The organism is Burkholderia sp. Tr-20390, from assembly GCF_017104595.1.
In the GTDB taxonomy this organism is placed as follows: Bacteria; Pseudomonadota; Gammaproteobacteria; order Burkholderiales; family Burkholderiaceae; genus Burkholderia.
This window is the reverse complement of sequence record NZ_JAAGPC010000004.1, coordinates 32,320-49,184: the sequence shown is the minus strand read 5'-3', so window position 1 is coordinate 49,184 and position 16,865 is coordinate 32,320. Positions and strand designations below refer to the sequence as shown.

At 63.1% G+C, this 16,865-nt stretch carries 13 protein-coding genes; 7 read left to right on the top strand and 6 right to left on the bottom strand.

Annotated features, from left to right (window positions below; translation table 11 throughout):
* The first annotated feature begins 53 nt into the window (after positions 1–53).
* Positions 54–677 (top strand): NIPSNAP family protein, encoded by a 624-nt coding sequence (locus G3N98_RS02755; protein ID WP_241025711.1) that lies wholly within the window; start codon positions 54–56, stop codon positions 675–677.
* Between the two features lie 19 nt (positions 678–696).
* Here G3N98_RS02755 and G3N98_RS02750 read toward each other — a convergent pair whose 3' ends face one another.
* From G3N98_RS02750 to G3N98_RS02725, 6 genes are all read right to left on the bottom strand, one after another.
* Positions 697–1,029: a TrfB-related DNA-binding protein gene (locus G3N98_RS02750; RefSeq protein WP_174975079.1), complete on the bottom strand. Its 333-nt coding sequence runs from the start codon at positions 1,027–1,029 to the stop codon at positions 697–699.
* Complete coding sequence (locus G3N98_RS02745; RefSeq protein ID WP_089432094.1) at positions 1,030–1,287, bottom strand: PAAR domain-containing protein; 258 nt, start codon at positions 1,285–1,287, stop codon at positions 1,030–1,032. It abuts the gene before it with no gap.
* A 79-nt stretch (positions 1,288–1,366) separates the two neighbouring features.
* Positions 1,367–2,701, bottom strand: coding sequence for a virulence factor (locus G3N98_RS02740; protein WP_206147194.1), 1,335 nt, complete (start codon positions 2,699–2,701; stop codon positions 1,367–1,369).
* Between the two features lie 173 nt (positions 2,702–2,874).
* Positions 2,875–4,356 carry a virulence factor gene (locus G3N98_RS02735; protein WP_241025710.1) on the bottom strand — a complete coding sequence of 494 codons (1,482 nt, stop codon included), beginning with the start codon at positions 4,354–4,356 and terminating at the stop codon, positions 2,875–2,877.
* A complete protein-coding gene (locus G3N98_RS02730) occupies positions 4,353–6,665 on the bottom strand; it encodes a hypothetical protein (RefSeq protein ID WP_206147142.1) in 2,313 nt (770 codons plus the stop codon). Before G3N98_RS02730 ends, G3N98_RS02735 begins: the two co-directional genes overlap by 4 nt.
* A gap of 19 nt (positions 6,666–6,684) precedes the next feature.
* On the bottom strand, positions 6,685–9,453 hold the full coding sequence (locus G3N98_RS02725; protein ID WP_206147192.1) for a type VI secretion system Vgr family protein: 2,769 nt from the start codon (positions 9,451–9,453) through the stop codon (positions 6,685–6,687).
* 808 nt (positions 9,454–10,261) lie between these two features.
* Between G3N98_RS02725 and G3N98_RS02720 the strand changes: the two genes are divergently transcribed.
* From G3N98_RS02720 to G3N98_RS02695, 6 genes are all read left to right on the top strand, one after another.
* A complete protein-coding gene (locus G3N98_RS02720) occupies positions 10,262–11,518 on the top strand; it encodes an MFS transporter (protein ID WP_206147141.1) in 1,257 nt (418 codons plus the stop codon).
* A 147-nt stretch (positions 11,519–11,665) separates the two neighbouring features.
* Positions 11,666–12,595, top strand: coding sequence for a LysR family transcriptional regulator (locus G3N98_RS02715; protein WP_089474086.1), 930 nt, complete (start codon positions 11,666–11,668; stop codon positions 12,593–12,595).
* Positions 12,596–12,710: 115 nt separating this feature from the next.
* Positions 12,711–13,205 carry a hydroxyquinol 1,2-dioxygenase gene (locus G3N98_RS02710; protein WP_089474087.1) on the top strand — a complete coding sequence of 165 codons (495 nt, stop codon included), beginning with the start codon at positions 12,711–12,713 and terminating at the stop codon, positions 13,203–13,205.
* Between the two features lie 38 nt (positions 13,206–13,243).
* A complete protein-coding gene (locus G3N98_RS02705; RefSeq protein ID WP_175239309.1) occupies positions 13,244–14,263 on the top strand; it encodes a hydroxyquinol 1,2-dioxygenase in 1,020 nt (339 codons plus the stop codon).
* 51 nt (positions 14,264–14,314) lie between these two features.
* Entirely contained in the window at positions 14,315–15,781 is a 1,467-nt protein-coding gene (locus G3N98_RS02700) for an aldehyde dehydrogenase family protein (protein WP_206147140.1), read from the top strand.
* 8 nt (positions 15,782–15,789) lie between these two features.
* Positions 15,790–16,857, top strand: coding sequence for a maleylacetate reductase (locus G3N98_RS02695; RefSeq protein ID WP_206147139.1), 1,068 nt, complete (start codon positions 15,790–15,792; stop codon positions 16,855–16,857).
* Positions 16,858–16,865: the final 8 nt, after the last annotated feature.

The window sequence follows — 16,865 nt, the reverse complement described above, 5'->3', positions numbered from 1 at the left end:
TTTCTGGCGGCGGGCGAGTGCGATTTGCGTGCCCGCTGCCCATTTTGCGAGGGATGATCGCGATGCAGTATGAACTGACGACGTTGTCGTGTTTGCTGCTGGAGCAGGATGCCGTTTCCGCCGGCGCACACCGATGGGTATCGGATCCGGGGGCCGCGGGGCGTCTGCTTGGCGCATGGCGTTCGGAAATCGGCGAATTGGGGCAGATCGTCGTGCTGCGCGGCTTCGATGAAATCGCCGAGCTGCAACAGGAGCGCCGTCGTGCGTTGATGAGCGGCGGGCCGTTCAATATCGACCGTGACCACGTGGGTCTCAGCATGGAAACCTACGAACTGTTTCCGTTCCTGCCTGCGATCGAGCCGTCGACGCTCGGCAGGTTCTACGAATTTCGCCGCTATTGGCTCAAACCGGCCGGGATCGCGCCGACGATCGCCGCGTGGGGGCAGGCCGTCGGCCCCGCGCAAGCCTATACGTCGCATCTCGTCGCGAACATGTACGCGATCGACGGCCCGCCTCGCATCGCCCATATCTGGGGGTTCTCGAGCCTGGAGGAGCGCATGGCATTGCGCGCGCGCCACTATGCCGAAGGGCTTTGGCCGCCCAAGGGCGGACCGCAGCAGATCGAGCGGGCTACGTCGACGATTTGCCTGCCGGAGGCATGGTCTCCGCTGGGTTGAGTCTTCGGTGAATTGCCGATCAGGTCGCCGTATCTTGTTCGTTCTGAATCGCCAATCGATAGGCATCCCGCACCCATGCCTGGAGTGCGGGCTCATATCTGGCCGGGATCGTGATCGTGAGGGTGGTGAGGCGCGTACAGTTTCCCGGCAGCTCCAGATACCGCTGCCACACCTTCCGTACAAGCTGCGACATCGCGGAACACGTCATGCCGACTTCCGCCGCCACGGCCCGCTGCGATCGGCCCTTGACGAAAATCTCGTGCAGGGCCCACTGGTTCAAAGGCTTGATTCGTGTATTTTGCACGCGCAACAGGCGGAACTGTTCGGCAGTCATGCGTCGGGTCTTTTGCATTCAAACTCGCCCGGAAGTGTGAAGTGAAGAAATCAAGGTCGCGCCGCATGAAGTCTTGTGACCATCGAAGGCAGCGTCTCGACCTTCGACCTTGAATGCCGTGTCGCCCTCGGCAATCTCGCAAGCGCCATGAATCGGACACGAGCATGGGTCGCCGATGCGGGCGACCGCGCGCCCCATCACCGTGCTTTTTCGGGCGCCGGATTCGACCCGGCCGCCGTGGGTGTGCGTATCTTCTACCCGGATAATTCCCCGCATGGGATTCCGTCCTCCAAGTGGTTTGAGGTCTGACGCGGCGATCACGCTCGGATGAAGCAATCTGCCGCGCCGGTGTGCATCACCATGAATAGCCTTGCATGCCGTAATTCGTATCGTGTCGACGTCCCCACCACGGCAGGTAGGCGTTGTTTCCGCCGCGTGCGCGGAACCAGTCCTTGTCGGGATCGATCGGCGTGAGCTTCGACGGTGGCATGACGACAACCGCGACGGGATGCTCGGGGTCGGTCGTGCCGGCGACGAGTGCGTTGCCGCCGTAGTGATTGATCCGGCCGATGGAGAGCGCGACGTCGGTCAATGCGCTGCCGGTTCCCATGTCGCCGAGTAGGGCGGCTGTGTTGAAGGTCTGTTTGTGGTGGTCGTATTCGGGAAGCGTTTCCGTCAAGGTCTGCGCGAGCGCGGCAAGACGTGCCGACGATGCGTCGCTGCCTTTGCCTGCGTCGTGAACGATGTAGTTGAGGTCGGCGGCCGCGACGCCGGCGTTGCGCGCCGCTTGGTCGATGGTCGCCTTCCACGCCTGCACGGCGCGGGTCGTGCCGACCTTCTTCGGAAAATCAAGCGTGTTACCGGTCGCGGCCTTGCCGATCCATGCGAGTGGTTCACGCTCGGTATTGAAGGTTGGGCCGGCGAGGAACAGTACGACAAGGTTCTCGTTGATCTGTGCGTCCGTGGGCGGGAAGTTGGGTGCATCCCAGTTCATCACCCAGACGCTCTTGTCGGGGTTCGCCTGCAGGTAGTCCAACGCGTTGTTCAATGAAGTGAAGCCGGCGTTCGCGCCGCCTTGTGTGATTTGTACGTCGGGAGGCGTGTCGCGGCTCCACCTTTCTCGGAAATGCGGGTTGCCGATCGAGAATGATTTTCGAATTGAGTCGCGCAAGTAGCTTTGCGATTCAGCCGAATCAAGTCGATTCGGAATCGCAAGCTCAACATGAATTCCCGCCAATTCGCGCCACTCTCCTTTGTCGTTTGGTCCTACCGTGTAGAAATATTTTGGATTGGCGAAATAGCGCGAGCGAATTATTAGAGGAAACTCGAACATGTACTTGCGATAGAAGCCTCTAAATGTTTCCTCGCCTCTGTTTCCGTATGCGATACCAGCTACCGATTGCAACGTGGTAAACGACTTCGGATCAGTGCGAACCATATCGTCATTCTTGTTTGGAACGGCAAGTCCTTGGGTCCACAACAATTGCCATTGGGTGGGGTAGTCCATGCGTTGCAATGGATTCAGCCACATCAGGCCAACAACCTGTGCAACAAACGGCTTCGCCGATTCTTCTGCGGCTTGTTCGGCAAGCGCTCGGACAGGCGTGGCCTGTGCTGGACACATCAGGACGGTGGTGAATAGAAACACCATGACTGCAGCCAAGCCGGGCACGACAATGAATCGCTTCATCCAATCTCCTATTTCCAAATGGGCCGGGTCAGGTTGTTCTACGTGTGCCATCATCGAAGCCATGAGCACGGTGGTGATCAGCCATGTAGAAACGGCAACGGCGACACGTCTCGGCCATGTAGCGATCAGTGTTTTCAAATCACCCTTCAACATTGAGGCTGCATCGGCTTGCATTACCACGAGTAACCTTGCATGCCGTAATTCGTATCGTGCCGGCGTCCCCACCACGGCAGGTAGGCATTGTTGCCGCCGCGTGCGCGGAACCAGTCCTTGTCGGGATCAATCGGCGTGAGCTTCGACGGCGGCCGGACAACGACCGCGACGGGATGCTCGGAATCGGTCGTGCCTGCGACGAGTGCGTTGCCGCCGAAGTGGTTGATCCGGCCGATGGCGAGCGCGACGTCGGTCAATGCGCTGCCGGTGCCCATGTCGCCGAGTAGGGCGGCTGTATTGAACGTCTGCTTCTGGTGGTCGTATTCAGGAAGCGTTTCCGTCAACGTTTGTGCGAGCGCGGCGACGCGTGACGATGCGGTATCGCTGCCTGCACCTGCGTCGTGGACGATGTACTTGAGGTCTGGAACCCCGACGCCGGCATTGCGTGCCGCCTGGTCGATGGTTGCCTTCCATGCCTGCACGGCGCGCGTCGTGCCAACCTTCGGCGAAAACGCTTGCGTGTTGCCCGTTGCGGCTTTGCCGATCCATGCCAGCGGTTCGCGTTCCGTATTGAAGGTCGGACCGGCGAGGAACAGCACGACAAGGTTCTCGTTGATCTGTGCATCCGTGGGCGGGAAGTTGGGTGCGTCCCAGTTCATCACCCAGACGCTCTTGTCGGGGTTCGCCTGCAGGTAGTCCAAGGCTTTGTTCAGGGACGTGAAGCCGGCGTTCGCACCGCCTTGTGTGATTTGTACGTCGGGAGGCGTATCGCGGCTCCACAAAGTCTTGGGTGACGGCGGGCCGATTTCGAAGTATTCGACAATCTCCTTGGTCAGGATGGCTTTGGCATAGCCCGGTTCGAGCCTGACGGGTATGGCGAGTTCGACGTGGACTCCGGCGAGTTCGCGCCAGTCTTTTGAATTGTCAGGATTAACTGTGTAGAAGTACTTTGCGTTTGTCGCGTAACGCGTATGCATCAACCCAAGCGCTTCATTGATGTACTTGTGATAAAAACCTTTAAACGTCTCTTCCCCTTCATTGCCATATGCAACACCTGCTACTGATTGCAGCGTTGTGAACGACTTCGGATCGGTTCGTACCATGTCATCGTTCTTGTTCGGTGCGGCGAGTCCTTGGGTCCACAGTAATTGCCATTGAGTCGAGTAGTCTTTACGCTCCAATGGATTTAACCAGATTAGCCCAACGACCTGTGCGACAACCGGCTTCACCGGTCCTTCTGCAGAGGATCCCGCATGCGTTACGGGTTCCGTTGCCGGTGCCGCGTGCGCCGACCGTACCGTGGCCGTGGTGAGCAGGAGCACCATGAGTGCCGCCAGGCTGGGCACGACGAAGAATCGTTTCATCCAATCCCCTATTTCCAGTTGTATCGGGTCCGGTTGTTCTACGTGCGCCATCAACGACGCCATGAGTACGGCCGCGATCATCCATGCCGCGACAGCAACGGCGGCACGTCGAGGCCATGTAGCGATCAGTGCCTTCATATCGCTCCTCCGACCTTCAGATAGAACTGACCTTCACGCTCATTTACGATCGTACCGGGCATGCTTCCTTCGCTGTTTTCAGCGTGGACCCATTCATACAACGGCAATCTATCAAGCTCCCCTTTTGTGAAATAGCTTGCATATTTCCCGTTTGGATTGTTTTCTGGGATACCCGTGACCATCCGCCAATCCGCCTCAATCCGTAGCGCTTTCATTTGCTTGGGCGTCAGATAGCAAACCCCAATCGCCACATCGTACGCAAGCGCCTTTTCGGCATGCTTCGGATTGGTCATCGTCGTGGAGTGATTCGTCGGGCTGTTGGTCGAGCCACGATCAAGCCAATCGACAATCTGCTTGTCGCGCCATTCCTTGTAGCCCTCCGGCATTTCGCTCTTGCCGTCCTCACCGATCACGTGGCCATCACCATCGAGCCATTCCGTATTCAGCGTTCGCCGGGCCTCCATCCGCATCAACGCGCGGTCCTCGTAACGCTGTCCGGCTTCGCTCTCTGCCGTCCCTTGCGCGACGCTGTCATTGTTCTTCGGGTTGTACTGATCGTAGGGATCGTCCGCGCGCTTGTCTGCTTCGCTCTTGCTTGCGTCGCGCCATGCGGCCGGCGGATCGTTGCCTTCGTTGAAGTCGCTTGTCGCATTGCCGTCCTTCGTTTCGATGCGCTTGCCGAACCGCAACGCCTTCGGCGGGAACGGTTCGTCGAGTGCCGGCGCGTCCGCCACCACGCTCCAACCCTCCGGCGGATTGGCGTTCACGCGGAACATATTCAATGCCGAGCTGATCTGGGTCACGAAAAGCATGATCGGCGCGGATGCAAGCGTGGCCGCCACCCCGAACACGGACTCGTTTCCCTTGAGTGCACCGATGAGGTTGAATTTGGCAGGTGGCGAAGGCGGATACCAGAATCCCGACGTCGTTCCCTCTTTGCCATGCCGCCAGTCATCCTCCCGATACCGATAGCGTTTCTGCACGCCGACGTGGAAGCCGGAGGCAAAGACGCGCTGCGTCAGCACGCCGGGGACGCTGATATCGTTCAGCTCGTTCTCGTCGATGCCGCGCCAGCCGATGCCTTGAACCGTGACCGCCGAAATCACCTGGTCGTGTGGACAGCAATACGCGGTGACGCGACCATACGTCGATCCGTTCAGGCCGTGGCGCACCCGATCCTCGTGCGCCGCATACGACCGCTTGCTGGTCGGTGATACCCGTTCGTTCGCCATGTCTTCATCGATCTTGTCTGCGGCAAGTTCATAGGCCTTCCGCGTGCCGATGATCGACAGGAACTTGCCGAATGTTTTCGTGCGGGCGGTGTAGGTCTGCCGTCCGCGACGACCGCCACCGTCCCTGGTCGCGCGTTGCGACCAGGTATCCATGAACGTATCGGATGGATTCGGGCCGTCTGCGCGCGCAAGGCTGTACGGTGCATTCGCCAGCACGTAGGCATCGGCCACGCAATGCCCGCTACGTCCCCACGGATCTTCGACGTCGGGTAGTGCATCGCCGAAGAAAGCCGCGGTAAGGCCCACGATGTTGCCCTGGCTATGGCACACGACGGTGATCGGCACGTCGGCCTGCATGCGGCGAATCGACTCGATCAGCCTCGCAAGGCGCAACGCTGCAAGCACGCCATATGCGCGGGGCGGCGCGCGATACAGCGGTCGATTGGTCGGGTTGATCCCCTGGACGGTCAACCACCCGGCCGCGCGGTCGTCGAGGCCGCCGTGCCAGAGATCGGGCAGGCTCGCGCAACCGTTCGTGAACGGGCCGCCGCCCCAGTAGTCTTTCTCGTTCAGAAAGATCTTGTCGCCATACTCTTTCAGCTCAGCGGCGGTCGCCCGATAGCCCCATCGGAAATGAATGACGGGAGAGAAGGACGGGTCGGATTTGATGTAGTTGCCGGACCAAAGCTTCGGATTCAAAAAACCGTCCGGCGTCACGCTTTCCGTGTACTTCGCAGGCACCAGTTGCCCGGCCTCGATACCGCGATACTTGAGTTGATCGTCCAGCCGTCCGAGCCGGCGGTTCAAGCCATCGCACAGCCCCTGCTCGGCGGCCTCGAACCATTCGCCTTCTGAGTTCACCCCATGCACGAAGATGACGATACCGGGCAACGGAAGTTGTTTGATGCAGATCAGCCGAGTGTCTTTCGTCCACATCGCGACCCCTTCGCTCCGGCCGACGACGATCTGCGGCGGCTCCGGGCGCGGCGCAACCGCGTCGGGCACGTCGGTCTTCGCGGCATGCTCGTTGGTGCGGGCGTCCGCAGCCGGTCGAGGATCGAGAGATGAATCGGTCATACGGAGTCCTGCGCGTGCGTTAAACATTCTTCTTGGTGAACTGAACCGCCAGCTTCTCGAACCGGTCGGTATCGACCTCTGGCAGTTCCCCGGCCATGTCGGTCGTCAAGTCCGACAGCGTTCCCGATGCCTTTCGAATCTGTCCTTCGAACCCCGGTGCCGCGTGACCGTCCGTTGGGCGGACCAGCTTCGGGACGCGGCCGAGCGGACGTTGATCGAACGTCGGCAAGTCGACGCTCATGCTGGCGGGGCCATCCCATGCATGACCGTTCGATTTCACGGTGAACTTGCCGGGGCATCCCAGTTCGATATCGCCGCCATGCAGCTTGAGATACGCGCCGCCGGACGTGACGAATACGACTTCGTCGCTTGCCGTGCCGACGAGCTTGCCGTCGGCGGCAGTCAACCGGATGTTTTTGCCGGACTCGATCTGCGTGTCGTCGTTCTGCGATTGAAGGGCTACTTTCCCCTGATGCGCGATCGCCGATACGCCGTTGCCGTGCGCGAACATCGCGATGCCATGCCCGGCATGCAGATTGATTCGCTCGCCGCTCGTGATCTGCATGTGTTGCTGCGCGATCTGATCGATGTTCTCGCCGGCATACGTGACGTGCGTTTTCGGCGTGACGTTCAGCGACCCTGCTTGCGCGCCGAACGCCATGAATGCGGAGGCGTCACTTGCCGCGCCCGCTTCCGATCCGCCGGGTTTCCAGTGACGGAACGCGTTGGCGAGGTTGTCCTGGCCGGCCGTATCGACAGCGCGTCCGCCATGCTGGCCGGCATAATCACCGAGCGACTTGAACAACTCCGTGCATTGGTCGAGCAAGTGAATCAGCTCATCGCGATCGAGCTGACCGCCGGTCGCGTGCGACCGCGCATAGGTCGTCAACAGCATGCCTTGGGCCGCGCGCAACGCCGCGGCGGCGTCGGTGCGCAGTTCCGCGCCTTCCCCCCGGTCGCTCCCGTGTCCATCACGACGGGGCTGCGTCAGATACCCGAGATTCAATTGGGTGTGCGCATGTTCGCTCGCCAACTGCGCCGAAATTTGCGACGGCGTATCGTCCAGGCGAAGCTGGTTGTACCGGTGGCCGTTGATTTCCTTGGTCTTGATCCCGGACAAGTAACGGTTGCCGGGTAGCGAACCGGTATCGCTGAAGGTCGCGGGCGGGTTCGCGCCGTTGCTCAGGATTCCGATGATCACCAGACGGTCCGGATCGCCCGACAGGCTGCCCAGCAAAACCTCCATGCCGACCCGAGGCAGGAAAAGCGCGCCGAAGTATTTCCCCGCGAGACTTGCGCCGACGCGAATCGGCGCACTGTCGCCGGCCACGCCGGTCGTTCCGGCGCCTTGCGCGTGGGCGTGATCGACCGGGTCGTAGCCGTGAATCTGCACGCGCACGCGGCCGGCCTCATCGCAGAACACTTCCTCTCCCGGTGTGCCGACGATCGTGCCGGTGAGCAGATGGATCGGCGGCACATCGATTCGCGGATCGTAGGCAGGCGTGAGCGGCACGCCGCGTCGCACGCACGTGAAGCTGTTCTCATAGCGCGTGTCCGTTCGTTCCGATGCATCGGCCGGCGCCGGCGGAACGGCTTGCGCCAGGTGACGGCTTGCCGTGAACAGCCCGTTTGCGCGACCTGCCAGCATCTTCGGCAGGTTGTTCCAGATATCGTGCCGAACCGACGTGACGACAAACTGCCGATGATCGGCGGGCTTCATGTCCAGCTCCGGGTCGCCGGTCAACGTGAACCAGTGACCGACCGGCAGGTCGCGCACGCTGCCGATGCCTTCATGGCGTACGGCTTCGAACTGATGCGCGAGCATCCGGTCGTGCGTGAGGCGATCGTGATCGCTCCACGAATCGCCGACGTGCGGAATGTCGATCGCGACGTCGGTCAGCAGGCGCGCAAGGTCGTTTCCCGACTCGCCCTGATCGATGCCGGTGACGCTCGTGGATTCGTCTACACGGGCTTTCTTGTAATCCCACGATGGACGGCTGACTTGGCCGGGCGACAGGCTTTGGCAGCATGCAAAGAGCGTTGCCGTGTCGCGTGGTTCGACTCCGGCATCGCGCGGATGGACGCGGACGGTACCGGCCGGCGCTTCCGTCAGGCGATAGGGATCGTCGCAAAACAGGAGGGTGTGGACCGGGCGTTCGTCGGGCATGCCGCTCGCCCCGCCGATCGGTCCCGCGTTCGCAAATACCGTGATGCCGTCCCGACGCAACAGACGCCGGATGAAGCGCGCGTCGGATTCGTTCACCTGCCGTGTCAGTTCGCGCGCCGGATAGCGTTCGGCCCGCAATGCCGACAGGTCGAAATCGAAGGCCTGCGCGAGTGCGGGGCTGCGATGTTTCCACTCATTCATCAGCGTCGCCAGAATGTCGATCACGTTGCACGATCGGAACAGGCGGGCGTTGGTGCGGCGCTCCATCAGCGACAGGGCGTCGCACACGTGCAACTGGTACACGGTCAGTTCACCGTCGGATTGGCCGGTCCGCACGTCGCGCACGATCGCATTGATCGCTCGTATGCCGCCGCGATCGGTCGTCAGCCGGACCGACACGGGCAGACCGAGAAACAGCGCAGGCGACAGATGAGCGTGAGTGGACACGCAGGTCAGTTGCCCGTCGATCCCCGATATCAACCCTTCGCGAATATCGGCGTGATGGAGCGCCAGCAGATGGCCGACCGTGCGTTGCGCCAGCCCGAAATAGAGATCGACAGGCCGCTGGTTGCCGCCCATCAGACCGGACGCAAAATTTCGGAATGTACTTTCTATCGACATCACCGCAATCTCGTTGTTTTCGTTCTCAATTCGGACTGGTTCGAATTGAGTTTTAAGGTAAATAAAAAGAAGGTTCTGGAAAATTTGCGATGGAGAGTATCAAACTTATTTGTCGCGATAAATGGTTTGATATTTAGAGATGGCTTTTCTATTTCGTGGAGACTTTATTTGACGTTCTTTGTGATGGGTTGAAGTTTGTATTTGGTAATGGGTGTGAATGTTTTGAATGAGGATTTATTGTCGGATCAGCGGGTAATGATTTATTTTTCGTCGAAATAAATTGAATGAAAGGTGTGAAGAATGAGATCCATCCCATGTCTGGACGAACTGCGGTGCATTGCGGTGTCGGAAAGGGAGGTGAACGGGATTGCGCGGGTGCCCGTCCGGTGCATCTTGGTTTGCCCCTGTTTTTTCGCCTCCTGCTACCTCGCGGTCGGCTTCTGTGCATGCGTGACGTGAATGGCGCCTTGCGTGGATCCCCCGATGTCCATGAGGGAATTCCCCCGTGACGCCCGAGCGCGCGTCACTTCGATGCCGCACCCGTTCGCTTCGCGCTTTCCCGTCGGACATTTCCGGCACCGCCCGCGATTATTTGCATTTCGCGAATGGCGCGTTCGCCGGTTGTTCCCTACCCGGTTGGCGGCCGTGCACCTATCGTGGTGACGTCGGCTGATTGAACCCAACGCGTCGCACCCGAGCGCCAGCCGGCACTTCCTCGCGATTCGCGTCGCACACAAAAGACATCGGACCAGGCTCATGCGCTGGCGCTGCGGCGCGCGCAGGCGAACCTGTGTCCACGGAGACGGACATGAAAGCAAACGAGTGGGATACCTCATACGAATGGAAGGCGGTCACGCTGCTGGCGCTCGGCTTCGGGCTGGTCGGCCTCGATCGCTGGCTGATCGCGCCGCTGTTCCCTTCGATCATGAAGGACCTCAACCTGAACGCGCAGGACGTCGGCAACTGCATCGGCGTGCTCGGCCTGTCGTGGGGCATCTTCGCGGCGCTGATGGGCGGCATCTCCGACAAGATCGGCCGCCGCAAGGTGCTGATTCCGGCCATCATCGCGTTCTCGCTGCTGTCGGGCTTCTCGGGGCTCGCGGGCGGCCTGCTCGGGCTGATGGCGATTCGCGGCCTGATGGGCGTCGCGGAGGGCTCGTTCTGCCCGACGAGCTTCGCCGCGACGGCCGACGCATCGCATCCGCGGCGGCGCGGGCTGAACCTCGGCCTGCAGCAAAGCGGCTTCGCGCTGTTCGGGCTCGCGCTGTCGCCGATCATCGCGACGCAGCTGCTCGGCTTCGTGTCGTGGCGCTGGGTCTTTGCGCTCGTCGCCGTGCCCGGCCTGATCCTCGGCGCGATCATGTTCTTCGTCATCCGTGAGCCGAAGGTCACGCAGGCCGTCGCGTCGGAGCATGCGCCGGCGTCGCTCGGCCATGTGCTCAAGAGCCGCAACATCCTCGTGGCGATGGCCGCCTTGTGCTGCGCGATGACCGGCGTATTCGTGCTCGGCGCGCTGTTGCCGCTGTACCTGACCGACTACCTGGCGCTCGGCACGCAGAAGATGGGCCTCGTCGTGTCGGCGATCGGTTTCGGCGGTTTTCTCGGGCAATTCGGGTTGCCGGGCCTGTCCGACCTGGTCGGCCGCCGCCTCGCGAGCATCGTCGGCTTCGCGGGGACGGCCGTGATGCTCTACATTTTCCGCGGCCTCGGCCCGCAGCCGCTCGCATTGTTCGGGGTGCTGTTCGTCGCGTCATTCTTCACGCTCGGGCTGGTGTCGCTGCTGTCCGGCCCGGTGGCGACCGAGGCCGCGCCCATCGGGCTCGTGTCGACGTCGATCGGCGTGGTGGTCGGGGTCGGCGAGATCTTCGGCGGCGGCATCGCGCCGGCGATGGGCGGCTACGTCGCCGCACACTTTGGCATCCAGAACATTCTGTGGCTGCCGATGTGCGCGGTCATGCTGGGCATCGTGGTCAGCCTGCTGCTGAAGGAAACCGCGCCGGCCGTGCTGCAGCGTCGGTTGGCGGCCGTGCAACCGGAACTGGCGGCGGGCGAGCAATCGCGGTAAGGCGATGTGCAGGCAGGGCAGTGCGCGTGCGGGCCGGCGTCATCGACGATTGACATCGATTGGGTGACAGAGTGACGCCTCCCGCATGACACAGCCCGTGATCCGCACGGGTAGACTGCCGGTTTCGCTGTCGAAAAAGGGCGCGGTATGGACCGGTTCCTGAGCATCGAGGCATTCGTCCGGGTGGCGGAGGCGAGCAGCTTCGCCGAGGCAGCGCGGCAGCTTGGCGTGACCAGCTCGGTCGTGACGAACCGCATCCAGCAGCTCGAGAAGTTCGTCAACGCGCCGCTGTTCCATCGCAGCACGCGCCACGTGCGCCTGTCCGACGTGGGCGAGGCGTTTTATCGCGAATGCGCGGACGTGGTAGGGCGCGTCAACGAGCTGACCGACCAGATGCGCGAGCTGCGCGCGACCCCGACCGGGCGGCTGCGCATCCAGATGCTGCCCGGTTTCGCGCTCGATCACTTCGGCGCGCCGCTGGTGGAGTTCAACCGGCGCTACCCGGGCATCCAGCTCGACGTCATCGTCAATGACCGTGTCGTGGACCCTGTCGAAGAAGGGTTCGACATCGCGTTCCAGATCTTTCCGCCGATCTCCGAGTCGCTGATCGAACGGCGGCTGTTCACCGTCAGGCGCCTCTTCTGCGCGTCGCCAGCGTACCTCGACGCGCATGGTGCGCCACAACATCCGCGCGACCTGCTGCAGCACACCACCGCGCTCTATTCGGGCTATCCGTCGCGCAACCGCTGGACGATGACGCGCGGCGACGAGGTCGTCGAAATGGAGTTGCCGGGCATGATCCGCTCGAACTCCGTGCACCTGCTGCGCGAGTACGCGCTGTCCGGCGGCGGCGTCGTGTGCCTGCCGACGCTCGTGGCGAGCGAGGCGCTCGTCGCGGGCCGGCTGGTGCCGATCCTGACCGACTTTCAGCTCTCGCCGCTGAGCTTTGCCGCGGTTTATCCCGCAACGCAGCGACAGGCGTTGAAAGTGAAGGCGCTGGTCGAGTTCCTCGCGGAAACCATCGGCGACGAATCGCCGTGGGATCGTCCCCTTCTGGAGCGTGGCTGGGTGCGTTGAAGCGCGCGGATTATTCGCGAAACGCAAATGCCGTAGTCGCCGTCCCGTACCTTGTTGCGGTGGGTGCGTGCCCCTAGAGTGGAATCCAACAAGCGGTTCAACTCAGGAGACAGAAATGACCGACACGGCATTCCACACCGTCTTTGGCTCGCTCAACGATTACCGGAAGGGCGAGATCGAAATCACGAGCGGCAGCGCTCAACACTACGCGTTCTCGAATGTCTTCGAGGTCGCATCGAAGTCGGCCCCTTATGAAAAGGTCGTCGCCGGCAAGAACCTCGAATACGTGATCGAAGTGCTGCGGACCGACGGCCAGTCGCCGTGGTTCGCATGCGCGCACGATGAGTTCGTGATCCAGATGGATGGCGAAGTCCGGATCGAATTCATCAAGCTCGATACGCCGCCGCAATCGGGCCGCGGCACCGTGAACGCCGGCACGCAGCCGGCCGGCCGCAAGATGGGCTACGTCGTATTGCGCCAGGGCCATCAGGCGCTGCTGCCGGCCGGCTGTGCATACCGCTTCACCGCCGGCAAGCCGGGCGTCGCACTCGTGCAGACCATCCTGGGCGAGCTGTCCGTGGAGAAGTGGGCCGACATCTGCCTGCACTGATTCGTCCGACCTCATTCGACACTTCCAGGAGACACGTTATGGCCACCCTCGACACCCTCGATACCTCCGCAGGCTTCGCCGCCGATCTGGTGCGATCGACCGAACCCGATGCCGTCACCGGCTACCGCCGCTTCCAGCTCGGCGCATTCGAATTCCAGCGCGACGAATATTTCGTGAAGATCAGCTGGCCCGCAAAAGGCCAGACCCGCACGCACGCGATGCCGGCGGACGCGTTCCTGCGCGCGATGATGCGCGACGTGGCATGGGGCTTCTTCTACGGCTGGGTGAACTTTGATCACGTGTTCGGCACGCGCAACCACTACGGCAAGGTGGACATGTATGCGGGCACCTTCAACGGCATCCTGAAGGACGCCGGCGTGGACTACACCGAGACCTTCGACACGCCCACGATCATGGCGACCTTCAAGGCGATGCTGCACGACTGGACGAACGAAGGCTTCGATCCGTTCGCGGCGCCCGAGGAAACCGGCACGGCGTTCGGGCGCAAGCACGGCGAGAACGGCTCGGCGATCGAGCGCACGCGGATCGCGACGCGCCGCATGCCGGGCCTCGAAGGCGATTCGCCGCTGCGTGACGACCTGCCGGTCAACCGCGCGTTCCTCGACGTCGCGCAGGACGAGCCGGAAGTGCACGTCGAGCCGGGCTTCGAAGGCGAGCTGCACGCATTCAACCTGTTCAAGTACCTGTCGCGTTCGGACGTGACGTGGAATCCGTCGGTCACGTCGGTGTGCGGGCGCAGCCTGTTCTGCCCGACCACCGAGGAATTCATCCTGCCGGTGTTCCATGGCAACGACCGCGTCGAATGGTTCCTGCAACTGTCAGACGAAATCGTGTGGGACATCGGCGACAAGAACACCGGCGCGCCGCGCGCCCGCGTGACGATGCGCGCCGGCGACATCTGCGCGATGCCCGCCGACATCCGGCATCAGGGCTATTCCACGAAGCGGTCGATGCTGCTGGTCTGGGAAAACGCGACACCGAACCTGCCGCAGCGCTACGAGAGCGGCGAGCTCGCGCCGTATCCGATCGCGTTCTGAGCGGCGCGTCAGTCTCCGCTTGCGCTTCAAGCCATACACCGAGGACGATTCATGCAAACCCAACTCTTCATCGACGGGCGCTTTGTTGACGCCGTCGACCGCGGCACGATCGACGTGCTGAACCCGCACGACGGCTCCGTCATCACGAAGATCGCGGCCGCCACCGCGGCGGACGTCGACCTGGCCGTCGAAGCCGCGACGCGCGCGTTCCCCAAGTGGTCGGCGCTGCCGGCCGCCGAACGCGGCCGGTTGTTGCTGCGCCTGGCTGATGCGATCGAGGCCAACGCGGAGGAGCTGGCGCAGCTCGAATCGCTGGACACCGGCCACCCGATCCGCGATTCGCGTGCGCTCGACGTGCCGCGCACGGCCGCGTGCTTCCGCTACTTCGGCGGCATGGCCGACAAGCTGCAAGGCTCGGTGATTCCTGTCGAGACCGGCTTCCTGAACTACGTGCAGCGCGCGCCGATCGGTGTCGTCGGCCAGATCGTGCCGTGGAATTTTCCGCTGATGTTCACGAGCTGGAAGATGGGCCCGGCGCTCGCGGCCGGCAACACGGTGGTGCTCAAGCCGTCGGAAATCACGCCGCTGTCGACGCTGCGCATCGTCGAGCTGATGGCCGAGGTCGGGTTTCCGGCGGGCGTCGTCAACATCGTCCCCGGCTATGGGCACACGGCGGGCCAGCGGCTCGCCGACCATCCGGGCGTCGGCAAGATCGCGTTCACCGGATCGACGGCCACCGGCCGCCGGATCGTCGAAGCGTCGCAGGGCAACCTGAAGCGCGTGCAGCTCGAACTGGGCGGCAAGGGCGCCAACATCGTGTTCGACGATGCCGATCTCGACGCGGCCATCAACGGCGCCGCGTGGGCGATCTTCCACAACCAGGGGCAGGCGTGCATCGCCGGCTCGCGTCTCGTGCTGCACGAGCGCATCGCCGATGCGTTTCTCGAGCGCTTCGTGGCGCTCGCGTCGTCGATCCGGATCGGCAACCCGCTCGATGCGAACACCGAGATGGGGCCGCTGACGTCGAAGCAGCACCTCGATCGCGTGCTGGCGTTCGTCGATGTCGCGCGCGAGCAGGGCGGCCGTGTGCTTACCGGCGACAGCGCGCCGCAGGACCCGGCGCTCGCCAACGGCTACTACGTGCGCCCGACGGTCATCGAGGCCAGGAGTGCGGCCGACCGTATCGCGCAGGAAGAAGTGTTCGGCCCGTTCGTCACGGTGCTGCGCTTCGGCAGTGACGACGAAGCGCTGGCCATCGCGAACGCAACCGAATACGGGCTGGGCAGCGGCCTGTGGACGAAGGATCTGTCCCGCGCACACAAGATGGCGTCGCAGATCAACGCGGGCATGTGCTGGATCAACTGCTACAAGCGCGTCAATCCGGGCAGCCCGTTCGGCGGCGTCGGCCAGTCGGGCTACGGCCGCGAGATGGGCTTCGAGGCGATGCACGACTACACCGAGGCGCGGTCGGTGTGGGTCAACGTCGACGGCAACGTGCCGCCGCACTTCAAGCGCTGAGGTTCGCCATGGATCGCTTCGTTTATCAGGGCACGCCGTCCCGCGTGGTGTTCGAATGGGGCGCGCTCGACAGGCTGCCGGACGAGCTGTCGACGCTCGGCGCCCGCCGCGCGCTGATCCTGTCCACGCCCGAGCAGCGGCCGCTCGCCGAGCGCGTGGAAGCGATCCTGGGCGAGCGCGCGGCCGGCATCTGCGCGCAGGCGGTCATGCACGTGCCGATCGAGGTCGCGCATGCGGCGCGCGAGATGGCTGCCGAGCTGGAAGCGGACTGCTGCGTCGCGATCGGCGGCGGGTCGACGATCGGGCTGGGCAAGGCGATCGCGCTCGAATCGGTGCTGCCGATCCTGGCCGTGCCGACGACGTACGCCGGCTCGGAGATGACGCCGATCTTCGGGCTCACGGAAGGCCGGCTGAAGCGCACCGGGCGCGACGCGCGCGTGCTGCCGCGGACGGTGCTCTACGACCCGTCGCTGACGTTGTCGTTGCCACCGGACATTTCCGCGGCATCGGGCATCAACGCGATGGCGCATGCCGTCGAGGCGCTGTACGCGGAAGATGCGAACCCGGTGATCAGCCTGATGGCGGAAGAATCGATCCGCGCGCTGGGCGAAGCGCTGCCCGTGGTCGTGCGCGATCCGGCGAACCGCGACGCGCGCAGCCGCGCGTTGTACGGCGCGTGGCTCGCGGGAACCTGCCTGGGCGCGGTCGGCATGGCGCTGCATCACAAGCTGTGCCACACGCTCGGCGGCACCTTCAACCTGCCGCATGCGCAGACGCACGCGGCGATGCTGCCGCATACCGCGCACTACAACCACGCTGCCGCGCCCGATGCGCTGCGCCGCGTGGCGCGCGCGCTGGGCGGGAACGACGCGGCCGAAGCCGGCCCGCTGCTGTTCGCGCTGAACGCGCGGCTCGGCATCGCGCCGGCGCTCGCCGATATCGGAATGTCGGAGGCCGGCCTCGACGAAGCGGCCGATCTCGCGTGCCGCAACCCGTATGCGAATCCGCGGCCGATCGAGCGTGAGGAGATTCGCGCGCTGCTTCAGCGCGCATGGGAAGGGCGCGCGCCGCAATGAAAGGCCGG